Source organism: Microcystis sp. LEGE 08355 (assembly GCF_015207185.1).
Classification (GTDB): domain Bacteria; phylum Cyanobacteriota; class Cyanobacteriia; order Cyanobacteriales; family Microcystaceae; genus Microcystis; species Microcystis panniformis.
The window spans coordinates 1-17,729 of record NZ_JADEXI010000030.1 but is presented as its reverse complement, the minus strand read 5'-3'; the positions used below and the strand labels follow the sequence as shown (position 1 = coordinate 17,729).

Annotated in this window: 16 protein-coding genes and 1 pseudogene; 10 read left to right on the top strand and 7 right to left on the bottom strand. The window is 43.2% G+C overall.

Going from position 1 to position 17,729, the window contains the following annotated elements; translation table 11 throughout:
* Nucleotides 1-172 precede the first annotated feature (172 nt).
* The 3 genes from purB to IQ242_RS02865 all read left to right on the top strand — a co-directional run bounded on the left by purB (nucleotide 173) and on the right by IQ242_RS02865 (nucleotide 2,183).
* The gene (gene purB, locus IQ242_RS02875; protein WP_110579627.1) at nucleotides 173-1,468 is read left to right on the top strand and encodes an adenylosuccinate lyase; all 1,296 of its coding nucleotides are present in this window, start codon (nucleotides 173-175) and stop codon (nucleotides 1,466-1,468) included.
* Between the two features lie 72 nt (nucleotides 1,469-1,540).
* Nucleotides 1,541-1,873: a nucleotidyltransferase family protein gene (locus IQ242_RS02870; RefSeq protein ID WP_002781634.1), complete on the top strand. Its 333-nt coding sequence runs from the start codon at nucleotides 1,541-1,543 to the stop codon at nucleotides 1,871-1,873.
* A gap of 1 nt (nucleotide 1,874) precedes the next feature.
* The gene (locus IQ242_RS02865; protein WP_228020789.1) at nucleotides 1,875-2,183 is read left to right on the top strand and encodes a DUF86 domain-containing protein; all 309 of its coding nucleotides are present in this window, start codon (nucleotides 1,875-1,877) and stop codon (nucleotides 2,181-2,183) included.
* Between the two features lie 191 nt (nucleotides 2,184-2,374).
* Here IQ242_RS02865 and IQ242_RS02860 read toward each other — a convergent pair whose 3' ends face one another.
* Nucleotides 2,375-3,076, bottom strand: a complete 702-nt coding sequence (locus IQ242_RS02860) for a DUF4276 family protein (protein ID WP_193958971.1) — start codon at nucleotides 3,074-3,076, stop codon at nucleotides 2,375-2,377.
* A 15-nt stretch (nucleotides 3,077-3,091) separates the two neighbouring features.
* Nucleotides 3,092-4,507, bottom strand: a complete 1,416-nt coding sequence (locus IQ242_RS02855) for an AAA family ATPase (protein WP_193958970.1) — start codon at nucleotides 4,505-4,507, stop codon at nucleotides 3,092-3,094.
* 402 nt (nucleotides 4,508-4,909) lie between these two features.
* Here IQ242_RS02855 and infC point away from each other — a divergent pair, with 402 nt between their 5' ends.
* Nucleotides 4,910-5,440 carry a translation initiation factor IF-3 gene (gene infC / locus IQ242_RS02850; protein ID WP_002736104.1) on the top strand — a complete coding sequence of 177 codons (531 nt, stop codon included), beginning with the start codon at nucleotides 4,910-4,912 and terminating at the stop codon, nucleotides 5,438-5,440.
* Nucleotides 5,441-5,525: 85 nt separating this feature from the next.
* Here the strand turns inward: infC and IQ242_RS02845 are convergent, their stop codons facing one another.
* Entirely contained in the window at nucleotides 5,526-7,733 is a 2,208-nt protein-coding gene (locus IQ242_RS02845) for a PhoX family phosphatase (RefSeq protein WP_193958969.1), read from the bottom strand.
* Between the two features lie 542 nt (nucleotides 7,734-8,275).
* On the opposite strand from IQ242_RS02845, the pseudogene IQ242_RS02840 reads away from it, so the two are divergent.
* Nucleotides 8,276-8,368 (top strand): annotated as a pseudogene (locus IQ242_RS02840) (IS1 family transposase); the annotation flags it as partial.
* 248 nt (nucleotides 8,369-8,616) lie between these two features.
* Here IQ242_RS02840 and crcB (IQ242_RS02835) read toward each other — a convergent pair.
* Both crcB (IQ242_RS02835) and crcB (IQ242_RS02830) read right to left on the bottom strand, forming a co-directional pair.
* Complete coding sequence (gene crcB, locus IQ242_RS02835) at nucleotides 8,617-9,021, bottom strand: fluoride efflux transporter CrcB (RefSeq protein WP_193958968.1); 405 nt, start codon at nucleotides 9,019-9,021, stop codon at nucleotides 8,617-8,619.
* 40 nt (nucleotides 9,022-9,061) lie between these two features.
* A complete protein-coding gene (gene crcB, locus IQ242_RS02830) occupies nucleotides 9,062-9,451 on the bottom strand; it encodes a fluoride efflux transporter CrcB (RefSeq protein WP_193958967.1) in 390 nt (129 codons plus the stop codon).
* A gap of 124 nt (nucleotides 9,452-9,575) precedes the next feature.
* Here crcB (IQ242_RS02830) and rsmA point away from each other — a divergent pair, with 124 nt between their 5' ends.
* Both rsmA and ispE read left to right on the top strand, forming a co-directional pair.
* Nucleotides 9,576-10,382 (top strand): 16S rRNA (adenine(1518)-N(6)/adenine(1519)-N(6))-dimethyltransferase RsmA, encoded by an 807-nt coding sequence (gene rsmA, locus IQ242_RS02825; protein ID WP_002788167.1) that lies wholly within the window; start codon nucleotides 9,576-9,578, stop codon nucleotides 10,380-10,382.
* A gap of 17 nt (nucleotides 10,383-10,399) precedes the next feature.
* A complete protein-coding gene (gene ispE, locus IQ242_RS02820; protein WP_193958966.1) occupies nucleotides 10,400-11,341 on the top strand; it encodes a 4-(cytidine 5'-diphospho)-2-C-methyl-D-erythritol kinase in 942 nt (313 codons plus the stop codon).
* 204 nt (nucleotides 11,342-11,545) lie between these two features.
* Here ispE and IQ242_RS02815 read toward each other — a convergent pair whose 3' ends face one another.
* Both IQ242_RS02815 and IQ242_RS02810 read right to left on the bottom strand, forming a co-directional pair.
* Nucleotides 11,546-12,358 (bottom strand): urease accessory protein UreD, encoded by an 813-nt coding sequence (locus tag IQ242_RS02815; protein ID WP_193958965.1) that lies wholly within the window; start codon nucleotides 12,356-12,358, stop codon nucleotides 11,546-11,548.
* A 3-nt stretch (nucleotides 12,359-12,361) separates the two neighbouring features.
* Entirely contained in the window at nucleotides 12,362-12,886 is a 525-nt protein-coding gene (locus tag IQ242_RS02810) for a hypothetical protein (RefSeq protein WP_193958964.1), read from the bottom strand.
* A gap of 286 nt (nucleotides 12,887-13,172) precedes the next feature.
* Here IQ242_RS02810 and IQ242_RS02805 point away from each other — a divergent pair, with 286 nt between their 5' ends.
* The 3 genes from IQ242_RS02805 (at nucleotide 13,173) to gyrA (ending at nucleotide 17,711) form a co-directional block, all read left to right on the top strand.
* Nucleotides 13,173-14,387, top strand: a complete 1,215-nt coding sequence (locus tag IQ242_RS02805; RefSeq protein ID WP_193958963.1) for an AAA family ATPase — start codon at nucleotides 13,173-13,175, stop codon at nucleotides 14,385-14,387.
* On the top strand, nucleotides 14,380-14,964 hold the full coding sequence (locus IQ242_RS02800; RefSeq protein ID WP_193958962.1) for a DUF4276 family protein: 585 nt from the start codon (nucleotides 14,380-14,382) through the stop codon (nucleotides 14,962-14,964). The genes IQ242_RS02805 and IQ242_RS02800 overlap by 8 nt, the downstream gene beginning before the upstream one ends.
* 194 nt (nucleotides 14,965-15,158) lie before the next feature.
* Nucleotides 15,159-17,711 carry a DNA gyrase subunit A gene (gyrA, locus tag IQ242_RS02795; protein WP_193958961.1) on the top strand — a complete coding sequence of 851 codons (2,553 nt, stop codon included), beginning with the start codon at nucleotides 15,159-15,161 and terminating at the stop codon, nucleotides 17,709-17,711.
* The last annotated feature ends 18 nt before the right edge of the window (nucleotides 17,712-17,729 follow it).

Here is a 17,729-nt window from a genome sequence, read left to right as displayed (position 1 = left end):
GGTGCCGATCCCCCCTTAATCTCCCCTTATCAAGGGGGGCAGGGGGGATCGAACCTAAAACACTACCCGGAAAAAAGGGAGTGGGGAAAACAAAGCTCCCCGCTGCTCCTTGCCTATTCCCAGACTTGCCCCGATCCGATACAATTAAACGGTTGTCTTGGAAGAATTAATAGTGATCGAGCGTTATACTCTCCCTGCAATGGGGAATTTGTGGACGGATAGATATAAATATCAAACATGGCTAGAGGTAGAGATAGCCGTCTGTGAAGCGCAGGCAGAATTAGGCTATATTCCGGGGGATGCAGTAGAAGAAATTAAGGCAAAAGCTAATTTTGATCCCGATCGCATTTTAGAAATAGAAGCAGAAGTGCGCCACGATGTCATCGCCTTTTTAACAAATGTTAACGAATATGTGGGCGAGCCGGGGCGTTATATTCATTTAGGTTTAACCAGTTCTGATGTACTAGATACCGCCCTATCCTTACAATTAGTCGCCAGTTTAAACCTGATTTTAGAACAATTAGAAGATTTTATTCAAGCCCTGCGCTATCGCGCCCAAGAACACCGTTATACAGTCATGGTGGGACGTTCCCACGGCATTCACGCCGAACCGATCACCTTTGGCTTTAAACTAGCGGGATGGTTAGCGGAAGTGCTGCGGGGACGCGATCGTTTAATTCGCTTGCGCCAAGACATCGCCATCGGTAAGATATCCGGTGCAGTGGGAACCTATGCCAATATTGACCCGAAAATTGAGGCGTTAACCTGTCAGAAGTTAGGATTAGAACCGGATACCGCTTCCACTCAAGTTATCTCGCGCGATCGACACGCCGATTATGTGCAACAATTAGCCTTATTAGCAGCTTCGATCGAACGTTTTGCCGTGGAGATTCGCAACCTGCAAAGAACCGATGTCCTAGAAGTGGAAGAATACTTTTCCAAAGGACAAAAAGGCTCCTCCGCTATGCCCCATAAACGTAATCCCATCCGTTCAGAACGCTTAACGGGAATGGCGAGAATTATCCGTAGTCATACCGTTTCCGCTTTAGAAAATATCGCCCTCTGGCACGAAAGAGATATTTCCCATAGTTCCGTAGAACGGGTAATGCTGCCAGATGTTTGCATTTTGACCCACTTTATGCTCAAGGAAATCACCGATTTAGTCAAAAATCTGCTGGTGTATCCCGAAAACATGAAGCGAAATATGAATGTTTACGGTGGCGTGATTTTCAGTCAAAGAGTTCTTTTAACTTTGGTGAGTAAGGGAATTAGCCGGGAATCTGCCTATAAAATCGTCCAAGAAAACGCCCATCGCGCTTGGAACACCGATAACGGCAATTTTAAAGCTTTTATCAGTCAAGATGAGCGAGTTACTGGCATTTTATCCCCCGACGAGATCGAAAGTTGCTTTGATCCCCAGCAGCACTTAAATCATCTTAATAGCATCTACCAAAGGTTAGATATCTAAGGAGCTTTCAGTGATCAGCTATCGGCCACGTTTTTGAGATCGGCAACTTGAAACCTTGGGAGTAATCATGCCATGACCATTACTGCGAGCGACCTACCGATGGAAAAAATTGCCCAGTTTTGCGATCGCTGGCAAGTGACCGAATTCGCTCTATTCGGCTCCGTCCTGCGCGAAGACTTCCGCCCCGACAGCGACATTGATGTTATGGTGGAATTTCATCCAGAAGCTCATCCCACATTCAGCACCCTAGACCAAATGGAAGCAGAGCTAAAAACCATTTTCCATCGAGATGTTGACCTGATTACTCGCCAAGGCATTGCCACCAGTCGCAACTACCTACGCCGTAATCAAATCCTTTCTTCGGCTCAAGTGATTTATGCAACGGGATCCCCAATTCCTGCTTGATATGCTGCAATCCGCAGAACTGGTCATGATCTACACGGCTCAATGCTCGAAAGCTGAGTTCGTCGCCAATGTGCAGCTTCAAGATTCAGTAATTCGACGGCTCTTGGTGATTGCCGAAGCCGCCGGACGAGTTTCCCAAACAACCCGACAAAACTTGCCCAACATTGCTTGGCAAGAAATCAAGGGAATGCGAAATCGGTTGGTACATGAGTATGATGATGTCAACCTCAATATCGTTTGGGATGTGGTTCAATCGCAGCTCCCATCACTAATTGAGGAGTTAAAGGGGCAAATTCCTCCTGAACGTTGAGGGTTGTTAGGCGGAAGTAGCGATCGCATAGGGAGAACTAAATCGACGACAGGGAACGCACCTTATGCCATTTTTCTTTATTCGTGGCAGACATTCTACTCCTTTCTCCCTTTCTAGGAGAGGGTTTGAGGGTGAGGAAAATTAACCATCTCTGCCATTACTTTAGAAAAATGGTATTAGCAAGATACTATTCACGTTTGATCAGGATTATCTTCTATATTGTTGACTTTCGTTAATTGTGGAAAAATATCTCGTACTGCCTCTTCAAATTTTTTGTAGGAAGATAAGGATTCTAATTTCGACAATGGGATTTTTGTACCAAGCGGTGAATATAAATCGTCAATTTTTAGTTTATTTCGATACCGTTTAGTCATACCTTCTCTGGCTTTATTGATGGCATTTTTAATCGTTTCTTTCGGATTGCTAAAAGATTCGGGTTCTTTATCGATTGCTAACTCACTATCACTTTTATTTGTACACAATTCTTTTTTTAGTAGTTCTTTGTCTGCTAATATCCAGGCTTCAGTCATTTGTATTGGAACGATAGCAACTAAATTTTTGCATAAGTCTCGCTCGTCTGATTTAATAGCATTAAAAGCCGGATCAATTCTTTCCTTAAATGCGTTTTCATCTGTTTTATCATCTGCGTCTGCATGGAAGCACAAAACCATTGCTCCCTTCTCCACCGCTTGAATTGCGTATTTTTTAGCTTTTTCTCGGATATTTTCGCCAGAGATTTGTGGAAGACAAATTGGTTCAAAAATTTTTATATCTTGTTCATCGTCAAAGGCAACTCTCTCGAAAGTGCGCTGAATAATATTCGGTAAAAATCTATGATCGGAACTGCCTTCTGTAGCTAAGGCAATAATTATTTGTTTGATTTTTTTTGCCATATTGATTTACATTAATTAGTTTTGTTGATTTTTAATATTTTTAATCGCACTTTCAGCATCAGCAGTTTTTAGATATTCCACAACTTCCGAGAGAGTTAGCTTGGCCTCATTTTCGGAGAAAAATAAGGTTAATTGCTTTTTATTATCTTTGATAACAGGGTGAAAATTACTGCTTTTCATCTTAATTCGCTTCCCTTCAATAGTGGATATTATAGTGGTAAGTTGAGAAAGCCAAATGCTGACATTTTTATCATCTTGCCAATTAATTAATTGACTCACCAGAACCGGAGAATGAGTGTTCACTATTACTTGGCGTAAAGGCATTTCAGTATCTTTAAAATCGACAGTTAGCTCTTTTAATAATCTTGCCATTGCTTCAATACGAAAAGGATGAATGCCATTTTCTGGCTCTTCAAAACATAGTAATCCTGTGTGTTGTCGGTCGTATTGCAGGACACATAATGTTAATAAACGTAGGGTTCCTTCGGAAAGGACTCTCGAAGAAAACTCCCGATTATCATCGCCTTTTACCTTGATAATAAATTGTCGATTTGCTTTGTCATCATAAACATTAACTTCTGTAAGATTCGGTAGCAGATTATTGAGATCACGGGAAATTGCTGTGAGGGTATATTTATCATCTTGTTTAATGCGAAATAAAGCAGCGGCTAAATTCTTTCCGCTTGCTGTTATTGTATCTCTGATGCCCATATCTTGACGCGTAGGTTCTCGCAGATCTTCGGGATTAAGCTGCATAAACTTCCAACTCAGCATTTCTTGTTTGGCGGCTAATATATGTTTAAAATCTATAGTATTAATGCTGCTTAAAACAGTTTGTGATGCGTTTTTTGCGGGAAATACTTTTTTATTCCCCGCTTGACCGTCTTGATGTACAACAATGGTAGCAATACCACTAATATCTTCAGTCTTAATATAAGGAATGGCTCTCCTACCCGTTACTTTTGGTCGCCAAGTTTCCAATACTGTCTTGGGAATATAATTTTTTACCCAATTATCTTCATTGTGCTTTAAATTTTCTAAACGTTCATCAACAATATACAAGTTTTCAAATCCACTTATATTAGACTCTCGTTTAACTTTTAATTGATAGCGTAATCTTGTATATTTAAGATCGACTTCCCCACCCCAATTATCCTTTACCTTGCGATTGACTAACATTTCAACTATAAATTCCATTTCCGTGGCGTAGTCGTCCTCATCATACTGGGTAAAAAGTTCGCTAGGATGTCCTCGTTGCTCGCTAAAAGCCGTCTTCAGATCCACTTCTGCCAACCGCGCCAACAATTGCAAAGCATCAAATAAATTACTCTTACCAGAAGCATTAACCCCAGCAACTACAGTAAGCGGCGTGAATAACATTTCAAAATTATGAAAGGATTTAAAGCCATGAATTTTAATATAAGTAATCATAGTTTTAGGCGATAGGTAATATTAAAACATCAGCGCAACATTTAACCATACTGGACAATCTTCTCAACTGTCGCCCGATACTGTCCTACTATAATCTAGACATTGGTTTACAGAGGTAGTGCGATGCCGCCGATTTTGTTGGGTGCGTTTCTTGCTGCAACGAGGGAGAACGCACCTTACCGATCGATTCCTGAGAGTATGGGGTCTTAGTCTAACAAAACCCATAGACAACAGCTTATCTGGCTGACGGCCGACGGCTGACGACCAGCGGCTAAAAATTAACATTGCAAGAAAACTTAACAATTGGCCAAGAAACTCGATCGAGTAGGTAGAATAGCAAGTAAATCATTTTGTAAACTCCACCCGATTAACTAACTAGAATAGAGATAACCCAGAACGCCTGTGATAGATAAAAGACGCACTACTCGCGATCTCCCCCAAATTAACGAAAGAATCCGCTTTCCTGAAATCCGCGTTATCGATAGCGACGGCTCTCAGCTAGGCATTATTACTCCTGCCGAAGCTTTGCGCGTGGCCGAAGAAAAGGAACTTGATCTCGTCCTCGTCAGTGAAACGGCAAGTCCTCCCGTTTGCCGGATTATGGACTATGGTAAGTACAAGTTTGAACAGGAGAAAAAGGCCCGCGAAGCCAAGAAAAAACAGCATACAGCCGATATAAAAGAAGTTAAAATGCGCTATAAAATCGATGAGCATGACTACAACGTGCGAGTCAACCAAGCGCAACGTTTTTTAAAAGCGGGAGATAAGGTAAAAGCGACGATTACCTTCCGAGGTCGGGAAATTCAACACTCTAACCTAGCGGAAGAATTACTGGCACGCATGGCCAAGGATTTAGAGGATGTGGCTGAGGTACAGCAAGCACCAAAAAAAGAAGGTCGTAACATGATGATGATGTTATCGCCGAAAAAATAACTAACTAATCTGGAAAAAGGGGCTAAAACCCCTTTTTTGTTTTTCAGAAATCCCCAAAGGAACCCGACCATTTAAAACAAATGTATTAACCAGATTTTGACTCAATTCGGCGAATCGCCACCACTGCTGGCCGGGGAGGTTGATTAACTTGACCACTGGGCCAATTCGATCCTAGGGGTACTTGTCGTATTTGTTCAAATTCCTGCCCATTAGTGGTTTTCAGGGCAAATTTGCGGTTTTCAAAGGCCAAATCCCGACGAATTCCCCCCGCTTCCCCCGGATGTTGTACTGCCAAAAATAACGTCTCTTGGTCGGGAGTAAAGTACAATCCCGTTAATTCCGCATCCATGGGAGCGATAGCAAAAGGATAGGGATGCTCTTGACCCTTGGCAAACACCCAAGCGCTATTATTGCCAAAAATCCCCAATAAATCCCGTTGACTAACCGGGACACCCTGGGGATAACGAGTTTTCATCTCTCGATTTAACCCACCCGTGGAAATATCGCTAACCATCCAGAGATTTCCCTGTTTATCGAAAGCGAGGTTATCGGGATTAGAAAAACCCTCACCCTTCTCTGTCGGTTCCCCTCCATAAGCGACCACATCCCAACGAAAACTTAAGGAAGCAGCATCGTTGTTATCTTCCCTTAAGCTGATAATCCAACCAAATTCGTAGGGTATTTCGCCATTTGGTCCCTTAAATATCTCCTTGTCGGCTCCTCCCTCCGCTGCACTGGGACTACCAGAGGTAAAGGTTATATATAAAGTGCCATTCTCGTCCACTTCCGTATCTTCTGGCCGACCAGTACAAGTGACCCCAACGGCGTTAGCGGCAAAATGAGCATCGATGAGAATTGCTCCCTGTTTTTCCGTCCTATTACCTTCATACAGGTCTGCGAGGGTCTTATATTTAGCTTTGTAGGCTAGAATCTCCTCATCGTCCTTAAATAGCAGTAATTTAGTCTCATTGACTGTTCTTTCGGGATTCGGCAAAGCTACTACCCCATCCCCGCGACTAGCGGCAATTTGACTCGGTAGGACGGGATTTATCTCCGTGTCGGGATTTAAGGGTATCCAATAACCGGTTTTATCGGGGTTGAATTTGGCCCCGTAGAGCATTCCTTTTTCTAGGAGTTTTGAGTTATTTTTCTGCTTAATATCGCTAATTTTGCCCTCCGAAACGAATTTATAGACATGACCGCCTCTGCGATCGCAACCTGAATAAACCGCCAAGGGTTGCCCCGTTTGAGCGAGAAAAGCGACCGCTTCATGGCGAAAACGCCCTAACCAAGTGTGTTTTGTGCCGTAATCGTCGGGATTGGCCGGATCCACCTCCACCATCCAACCGTATTTATTTCCCGCTAACCCGAAGACGTTACCCCGGCCATCCACTTCCCCACTATTGAGAATAAAGGGGGTAGTATCGGGATGCAAAGAGGAACCATCTTTTAACACTACCTCCGTCACTTGGTCTTGAAAGTTTTCCTCGGCACTAAATACGGTTCCCCAGGGAGTTGTTCCCCCGGCGCAATTTTGAAATGTTCCGATAATTTTTGCCCCTAATCCGTCATCGTAGCCAAGTTTATCGGTTTTGGTAAAAATTGCTACAGCAGGACCGGTCGCTTTCAGGTAATGGCCGTCCTTTAGTCCAGAAATACCGGTAATGCGGCGATCGGCTTTACTATAGGTACGTTGCCATTTTCCCGTTTGATCTTTAGCCAGGGAAATTACGCCAATTCCCTGATCAATTAAGCCTTCTAGGGATATTTCCTCGATTTTTGCCTTTAAGCTGGCATCTTGCAGACGATAGGCGGCAATTTCACCCTTTTCGTTGGTTTTTTCTCGTACTTCCTTGACGGGTAGGGTTTTACCAATCACTTGTTCAAAGGTTTGTAGCCAAGTACGACCACTGATATATTCAAAATTAACGGTTAGATAACCTTGACCCGCACTGGTTTCGATAAAAGATAGATAATCATTGTTATAACCGAAACGGGAATCAGCCACTTTATCTCCCCACTGGGCCAGCACATCATAGGTGAATCCTTGCGGAAGAACGAGATCATCTAGGACTTTATAGGTTTGATAGGCATTTTTTTGGCTTTCATCGCTCATCCCGTCAATTTTTAAGGGAATCGGCAGTTTGACTGGAGAAAAGTTTAACCCAAAACTATTGGCAGCGATCGCAGGACTGCTAATCAGAGAGGAATATTTTTTCTCTTGCAGACTGAAAAAAGAGACACCGGCAGTGGCAGTTAAAAAGGTGAGGAAATTACGGCGAGAAATACTCATATTTTCGGAAATAATACCATTTTTCTAAAGTAATGGCAGAGATGGTTAATTGCCCTCACCCCCAATCCCTATCTCAGAAAGGGAGAGGGGCAAGGGGATGAGGGACACGAATAAAGAAAAATGGTATAAAGTCAAAACTTATACTCGAACCTTGATTAGGTTAAATTTTATTACGGACACTTGACATAGGGATTATACAGTATCCAAGTTATGACTAAGTTAACAGCCAGTTAAAAAGCTCTCCTGCAAAAATAAAAAATCTTCCGTTAGGTGAGGAGATTCGGAGACAGGAGGAGAAAAAAAGGACTCTTCTCGACTTTGTGTGATAATTTGCGCTTATAGAATCGTGAAATGCTTATTGAGCAAGACTTATAGGACTATTTTGCAGAAGAAACTAAGTAGGTGGGTGGAATTAAATATAAGATGAACGTAGGTTGGGCTTCGGCCGTGAGCTTTTGCCGAACGGTTGAAGCATGAAACCCAACGCCCGATTATGTTACGCTACCGCTAACCCATCCTACAAATAATTGTGCCTCCCTACTTATAAGACAGTAATTCCGAGTAAACGTCATCGAGCGGTCGGAAAAGAAACTGGTCAAACTAATCCTATTGAAAGATTAAATCCCATCTTCCGCACTTCTTAACATTCAATTGATAATTTTTACTAATATATTACTTACAACCCATTGCCAGTAAGAATTATAGCTACAATGATGGATTTTTATCAAGGTGAAGAATTGTAATTGGTTTTCTCAGAAAAAATCAATTATTGAAAATAGTTCTCAATAGTATTCTCTACAATGACAGTTTTTCGTAAAAACATCTTGGGGAATGTAAAAACATATAAAAATATATGAAGATGTGCGGAATGTCGGTTAATAATTCATCTAGGAAAACCTGTTCTTGCTAAAATAACTCCAATTTTAAGCGCAATCATCCCCCCAAAAACACTGCCCAACCAATAAATTAAACCGAAAGTTAAGTTTCCCTGCTCTAAAAACTTGTTAGACTCTAAACTATAGGTAGAAAAAGTCGTATATGAACCACAAAAACCCGTGGCAATCATCAATCCTAATTCTGGGGCAATTATACGAATATTTTCCTTAACCATAGTAAAGATATAGGCAATAATTAAACAGCCAGAAACATTGACAAAAAATGTCCCCAAAAATCCCCATTCTTGACCAAAGATACTGCCAATTAATTCTGCTATATAAAAACGACTTAAAGCCCCAAAAATAGCCCCAATTGCTACGAATAAACCATAACGAAACCTGAAAAAATTCATGCTGTTTCTCCTGCCCTTCAATAGTCAATAAATTAGATAATTAACCTAGAAAAAATTGGGCAATAGCTGCCCCGATTCTCACGGCAATTAATCCGAAAATTATACTGGTAACGGCAAAAAAAAGACTGAGAAAATTTTGTTGATTGCGCCAGAGTATCAGGATATCTAAACTATAGGTAGAAAAGGTGGTATAAGCTCCTAAAAATCCCGTTCTAACCATTAAATCTATTGCGTGGGAATAAAAGGGAAAACTGGGTAAAATAGCCCAAAAGAAACCGATAGCTAGACAGCCAGTTAAATTAATAATAAAAGTTCCATAGGGAAAGCGCAAGCCGAATTTCGCTTTTGTCCATTCGGTAATATGATAACGAGATAACGCCCCCGGAACCGCTCCTGCTACAATTGCGAAAACATCGTTTAAATCTGACATTGTTTCTGATTTTTTTGCTATCTTTGTCTAGGCTCTATGATAATTGATGCGGTTATCGATCGCATTGCCCATATTTTCAGGGGTGTTATTGTCGAGGACAACCCTCTGATTTTAAAATAGAGGTATGAAAATTCAACCGCGTAAACGTTTTGGACAACATTGGTTAAAAGATGAATCGATACTCGATCGCATCATCGGCGCTGCTAATTTACAATCCGAGGATCGGGTATTAGAAATCGGTCCGGGTACAGGCATTTTAACCCGTCGTCTTCTCGATGGCGCTCAATTGGTTGTCGCTGTAGAAATCGATCGAGATCTATGGACAATTTTAAATAAAAAATTTGGCCAACAAGATAACTTTCATCTCATCCCAGGGGACTTTCTTACCCTTAAACCCGAGCAACTGCCGCCAGTTAATAAGGTAGTGGCTAATATTCCCTATAATATCACCGGTCCGATCCTGGAAAAGCTGCTCGGTTCGATCGCCCATCCCTTCACCCCCCCTTACCAGAGTATTACCCTCTTGCTCCAGAAAGAAGTCGCCGAAAGATTAGTCGCTGTCCCCTCCACCAAAGCTTACAGCGCTCTCAGCGTCCGCATTCAATACCTTGCCGATTGTCAATGGATTTGTGATGTCCCCCGGCGAGCCTTTTCCCCACCTCCCCGGGTGGATTCGGCGGTAATTCAGCTTTTACCCCGTGTTTTCCCGAAAAATGTCGGTAATGCGGCCTTTTTGTCCACTTTAATTAGCTGGGGTTTTGCCAACCGGCGCAAAATGTTACGCAATAATCTAAAAAATTGTCTAGATAGCGATCGATTAAGCCAAATCCTGACACAATTAGAGATTAATCCCCTCGCTCGCGCCGAAGATCTCAGTTTATCGCAATGGATTGACTTGGCGGAAAAATTAGGTCAATTGCCAAAATTTTAGATTTTTTTTCTTGACAAATGCACAGTTATACCCTTCTAGCCCCCGCTAAAATTAATTTATATCTAGAAATCGTTGGCGATCGCCATGATGGTTTCCACGAGTTAGTCATGGTGATGCAGACGGTGGCATTATGCGATCGCATCACTCTCCGGCCGAACGGATTGCAGGAATTCCGTCTCTTTTGCTCTCATCCCCTCGTCCCCCAAGATAGCAGTAATCTCGCCCATCGCGCCGCCACTTTGATGGCGAAGGAATTCCCCCGCCTCTTTGCCAATTACGGCGGCATCGATATCACCATCGAGAAACATATTCCCGTGGCTGCCGGTTTAGCGGGGGGGTCCACCAACGCGGCGGCGGTGTTAGTCGGCATCGATTTAATCTGGGAATTAGGCTTAACCCATCCGGAATTAGAAACTTTAGCGGCAAGATTGGGATCGGATACTTCCTTTTGTGTGACAGGAGGAACGGTTATCTGTACGGGAAGGGGAGAAATTCTCGATCCTATCGCTCCTCTGACTGGATTATGGGTGATTTTAGCCAAATACGATCATTTATCCGTTTCTACACCCTGGGCCTACCAAAGCTATCGGCAAAAATTTCAGGATACCTATCTGTCTTCTCCAGAGGACTTTCATCACCGTCGTCAGCAGGTGAGTTCCGGGGCTTTGGTACAAGCGATCGCCCAGAAAAAACCAGCCGCTATCGGCAAATTTATCCATAATGACCTCGAAAAGGTGGTTTTACCCGAATTTCCCCTCGTAGCCGAGTTAAGACAGGTTCTAGGGGATTTAGGCGGCTTGGGAACGATGATGTCAGGCTCTGGCCCGACGGTTTTTACTCTCTGTTCATCTCAGGAAGTGGCGGAAACTATCGTTAAAAAGGCCCGGGAAATTCTCGTCGCTCCCGATCTACAATTTTGGATAGCTCCAATCACCGATACAGGCATTCAAGTGACTTGAGAAAATGACAATTAACGACCTGTAAAAATCAAAAATTGTTGTTAGGGTTAGGAGTCAGTAGCCAGTAGTCAGTAGTCAGGAGAATTAAGAATGAATGATAATCAGTTAAATGGTCTATTTACATATTTTATGCGATTTAATCCCTATTTTTGACGTTTTTGAACCCTCAAAAATTGATTATGCAAGAGGTTTAATTAACCGCCTTCACCAAGATAACCAAACTCGTGGAATAATTGCCTCTCGATCGTTCATTTCTCGCCTTAAAATTTGCCAAACCTGCTGAAACCATTGTCGCACTTCACCGCTAGAATTACCCCGATAACGACACAAAAGACCATCTCCTAAAGTGTTAGTAACTCCCATCTCCCCTTCTAGGGAAAAACCTCTAACTTTCTCAATTAAATTTCTGCCCACTGGTTGACCGATATAAACTAAAGTACCGATCATGGCACTATTATTTAAACCAGAAAATCCCTCGATCATTTTACCACCCGACAGGAAGGAGCGATCGAGCCATAAAGGTTGTCCTGATCGCCAAATTTCCCAATTAGAATGCCATTCTCCCGCTAAAAATTTCTCGCCTCGCGCACTGCGACCAAAACGGGTAATTTCCCATCCCAACCAACTGCTATTTTCCCCTAAATCCACTCGTAAATGTTGGCGAAATACCGCACCATTAAAGATAATTGTTTCTTGGGGTAGCCATTCTAAACTGGCATTGTCATCGATTTTAATCTCGATTAATTGCTGTGCCATCTGACCGTTACTCTGGTAAACTTTTCCAGCAGAAGCAGTGGTAATCAGGGCATTAGTAGCGGCTTGGAGATGAATTTTTTGTTGAAGAACATCACCGCCAACTATTCCCCCCGCCGTGTGTAAAATCACCGTATGACAAAGGTTTTTTCCCTCGGGATAAAAGGGTCTTTGTACTTTTAAAGGGGCGGTAGCATAGACGTGATTAATCTCGGTTGCGAGATTTTTTTGCGTGTAAATTAGTTCTAGGTTTCCCTGCCACATTATTTATTGATCCTCAGTCATGGTTTCTAGAAATTGCCGATAATTTTCAGGACTGAGATTAATTTTAACTTCTATTTGCTGTTCTTTATCCCTGAACAGTAAAATATATTCACTTTCCGATTTTTTGCCGACCAGGAGAGGATTTTTTAGCTCGAATTTTTGATAAACTAGATGGGGTTTTGTCACCCGAATAACTAAACTAGGTTGGGATTGGGGATAAATATATAATTGCTCCTGTTCCCGATCTAAAATTAATTGTTTAGGTGTCATGCTTCTTTCGTCAGCAAAAGTAGATTTATGCCAATAGAGGGTAATCCCCCGAATTTGAGGCATTTGGATGCTAAATTTTTCATCAAAACCTTGCCGCTCCCAATTAATATCTTCCAGAGAGCCAGTATCGGGAATTAAACGCTGTTGCCAGAAGACTTCCTTAAGATTTAAATCTTGCCACCATTGGCTAATAATTTGGAAATTCTCCAGATTATCGGGGTGGGGATTGGCACTTTGCCAGAGGAGAGGAGTAAGCATTTTGGGGTAATTTTTGCGCTGGGAAAATCAGGATAATAGCGTTCGCTGGAGTTAAGTGATCATTAATCTCAATCATCATCGATTCTTGAGCTGCCGATGAGGCCATGATATTAACTCTTGATCGCATTTTTATTTTATCCTAAATTATCGAGGGAAAAACTGCTAAAAGTGGTCTTCATCGGCGATCGCCAGCTGCCAGCCCAGAAAACTGAGGGAAGATCAGATAGATTGGATATAATTAACTAATAAAGCCCTGTATGATCCCAAAAACTAGAATTGTTTTAATATGAACCAGCCTAGACTATTATCTTTTACCCTCGATGGTTGGGGTGTGCTAGGTGGTCCAGTTTCCCTCTCCCTAGTTAACCAAGTTGGGGTATTAGTGGGGAGAAACGGTGCGGGGAAATCCGCTATCCTAGAAGGATTTGAAGCCATCTCATCCTGTGCTATGGGTAGATCGATCGGATCTCGGATGATTGACAGTGATAGCATTCCCTCAATTTTGCAGGTTGAAATTCTAACACCGACTAACCGGCGCTTAGGATACAGGTATGAGCTAATCATCCCCTTTTCTATGGACGATCTAGATACAGACATAGATGATACCACTAACGATAATTCCTTGGAAAATTCCTTTTCTTGGAATGATTCTTGTCAGTATATTGATGGAGATCAAGAACTTCTCTGGAAAACCGAATTTGGACTAACAAGCTTTAATAATAATGGTGAGCCAATATTTGCTATTCTTGGCAATACTACCTCGCTGCGACAGTCAAATATACCTGGAAATTCATCGCTAAATTTACCTCCAGAAATGCAGTGGGTTTATGCTATTTTAAAAGGGATTCGTCTTCTTGGCAAAGCTCCTATCCGTCGCACATCAAGGCGACAGCCTTCTTTATTAAAGGTGACAAGTAAGAAGATTTCTGCCAGTCGATTTGATCTAGCAGATACTCTAGCTCGGAGAATATTTTATTGGGTAGGTACGGATTATTTTGATGAACTAGAAAATGTTTGTCAACGAATAGGACTTGCCAAGAAAATCACTGTGCAGAAGTTTGTTTTGAGTGAGCATTCTGGACAGACAGACCAAGGTAAAGACGAAGAGTACATCGCTTCAGTATTATTAGATGGAGTCAATATTGGATTACTCTCCGATGGCACCTTGCGAGTTTTATCAATTCTTATCGAAATAATTGCTCACTCTCCTAATGCAACAACCATAATTGAGGAGCCAGAAACACAAATACATCCCGCAATGTTAGCAAAGTTATTAAATGAAATTAAATCCTATACTTGGGATGAAAATTTAATTATATCAACTCATTCACCACAAGTAGTAGCTTGGACAAAGCCAGAAAATATTAGCTTAGTCTATCGTAATCAAGGACGGACAAGTGTTAGGAAACTAGAGGAAGGAGAGATTGAAAAAGTTGTGGAGTATCTCTGTGAAGAAGGAGATTTAGGAGACTGGATTTACAGTGGTATTCTCGATGAGTAGTAACTTGATCGCCATAATTGCCGAAGATGATACGGACTGCGATGTGTTTCGTCAAATTATCCATCGCGTGCTGGGGACAAATACTAGGACAAAATATTGGGCATCTAAATCCTGTAGTACATTAAAGAGAAAACTGTCAGCAAAACTTAAAGTTATGACCAAGGAGGGATGTGATGCTTTTATCATTGTTCATGATTTAGATCGTAATCCCAAGAACAACTCTCTTAATGATGAAAAACAATTGCGAGATCACTTGGAATTAAGCTGTTCTAATATTAATGGTATCAGGAAATATATCTGCATCCCAATAGAAGAATTAGAGGCTTGGTTTTGGTCCGATCCAGAGGTGGTTAAATATGTGGGACGAGGCAAGGGAAAAGCTCACCCCAACCCTCACCTAATTATCAAGCCGAAAGAAGAATTGATCAAATTATCAATCGGTGAAAATAGAAAACCCCGCTATAGTACCAACATGAACGTTGAACTGGCCGAAAAGCTAAATTTAGAACTTTGTGCCACTCGTTGTCCTTCTTTTAAAGAGCTGCGCGACTTTCTGCAATCTCTGTCAAGAGGATAGCAAACCATTAACCCGTCCATCCCAGCCAAGGTATCTGCGATCGCCGCCTCAAAACCGACAAAAAAGAGAGATTTTATGGTAAAATAGTCGTACCAATGGGCATATTCTGCACATCAAAAGGGTAAAAACCCGATTTTTAGCGAATTTACTCACAAAAACGCTTTTTTTGCCTTGTTATTGGAGTTAACCCCCCTATGACCGCCGCCCAGGATCATGTCGTCCCCACAGACTTAAGCAATGAAATGTCCCGTTCCTATCTAGAATACGCCATGAGCGTCATCGTTGGGCGCGCCTTGCCCGACGCTAGGGACGGACTGAAACCCGTACACCGGCGCATTCTTTACGCAATGTACGAACTAGGATTAACCCCCGATCGCCCCTTCCGGAAATGCGCTAGAGTCGTCGGGGAAGTATTAGGAAAATACCACCCCCACGGGGATACTGCCGTTTACGATGCTCTCGTCCGCATGGCCCAGGATTTCTCCATGCGCGATCCCCTGATTAACGGTCATGGTAACTTCGGATCGATCGATAACGATCCCCCGGCAGCCATGCGTTATACCGAGTGTCGTCTGCACACCCTGGCCACCAACGCCCTACTACAGGATATCGAGTCAGAAACCGTCGATTTCGCCGATAACTTCGATGGTTCCCAACAGGAACCCGTGGTTTTACCCTCTAGAGTCCCACAACTGCTAATTAATGGCTCATCGGGCATCGCCGTCGGTATGGCCACCAATATCCCCCCCCACAACCTGGCCGAGATTATTGATGGAACCGTTGCCCTCATCCATAACCCCGATCTCACCGATACGGAATTACAGCGTTATATCCCGGGGCCAGACTTTCCCACCGGGGGGCATATCCTTGGTAGAGACGGCATTCAGGAAGCTTACACCACCGGCCGCGGTTCCATTACCCTGCGGGGAGTCGCTACCATTGAAACTATCGAACAAAGGGGAAGACCCGATCGAGATGCTATTATCATCACCGAACTGCCCTATCAAACCAATAAAGCGGCATTAATCGAAAAAATCGCCGATTTGGTCAATGATCGCAAAATAGACGGTATTTCCGATGTGCGGGACGAAAGCGATCGCGACGGCATCCGGGTGGTGATCGAACTGAAACGAGATGCCTATCCCCGCGTCGTCCTCAACAATCTTTATAAACAAACGCCCCTCCAGTCGAATTTTGGGGCTAATATGTTGGCATTAGTCGATAACGAACCGAGATTACTGACCTTAAGGGAGTTTCTCCTGGTTTTCCTCGATTTTCGGGTAGAAGTGATCACCCGTCGTACCCGTTATGAACTCCGCAAGGCCGAGGAAAGGGACCATATCCTTCAGGGTTTACTAATTGCCCTCGCTAGTCTCGATGCAGTCATTGCCCTAATTCGCAGTGCTGCCGACACAGCTAGTGCAAAAGAGGGATTAGTGCAGAATTTTGGTCTTTCGGAGGTGCAAGCGGACGCAATCCTACAAATGCAGCTGCGACGGTTAACTGCCCTAGAATCGGAGAAAATTCAGCAAGAACACGGGGAATTACTGACAAAAATCGGCGATCTTCAGGATATTTTAGCCAGAAAAGAACGGATCGACAGCATTATCGAGGAAGAACTGCAACAGATCAAAACGATTCACGCTACCCCCCGTCGCAGTCATATTGAACAACGGGAAGGAGAAATCGCCGAAACTGACTTGATTGCCAACGAACAGGCCTTAATTCTCGTCACTGAACAGGGTTACATCAAAAGAATGCCCGTTAATACCTTTGAGTCCCAAAATCGGGCGACAAGGGGCAAAGCTGGCGCGAAAATGAAAGAAGACGACGGCATCGATCACTTTATCACCTGCCGCGATCATGATAGCGTCCTCTTTTTCACCGATCGCGGGGTTGTCTATAGTCTCAACGCCTATCATATCCCCACCGGTTCCCGTACCGCTCGCGGAGTTCCGATCGTGCAACTGTTAGAGATTCCCAAAGGGGAGAAAATCACCTCGGTGGTGGCAGTCAGCGAGTTCAGCGAGGATAATTACCTGATTATGCTCACACAAAAGGGATTTATCAAGAAAACCGCCCTCGCTGCCTTTAGTAATATTCGATCGAACGGTTTAATCGCCATTTCTCTCGAAGACGGTGATCAACTACGTTGGGTTCGCTTGGCCAAAGAGGAAGACAGCGTCATTATCGGTTCTCGTCAGGGGATGGCCATTCATTTTAAGGCCGATAGTCAACAATTGCGCTCCTTGGGAAGGGCAACTAAAGGCGTAAAATCGATGAAATTGCGCTCAGGTGACGAATTAATTAGTATGGACATCCTGCCTAGTCAAATTGTCGCCCAAATCGCTGAATCTAACGAAGAAGAAACCGAGGACGAAAGCGAAGAAATTAACCCCGAAGTGGCTAATAATGGCCCCTGGGTGTTAGCGATTACCATGGCAGGACTAGGAAAACGGGTTCCCGTTACCCTCCTCCGGCTGCAAAATCGGGCGGGATTAGGAGTCAGAGTGATTAAATTCCGCAAAAAGAACGATAAATTAGCGGCTCTGCACGTTGTTAACCCCAACGAGGAATTTATGATTATCACCGAAAGGGGTATTATCATCCGTCAATCCGTCGATGCTATTACTCCCCAATCGCGATCGGCCGGAGGTATCCGGGTGCAAAAACTCGATGAGGATGATGCGATCGCTGCGGTAGCCCTAGTTCCCCCTAGTGATGCGGAGGAATCTGAAGACATTTAGATTTACTGGGAAATGGGG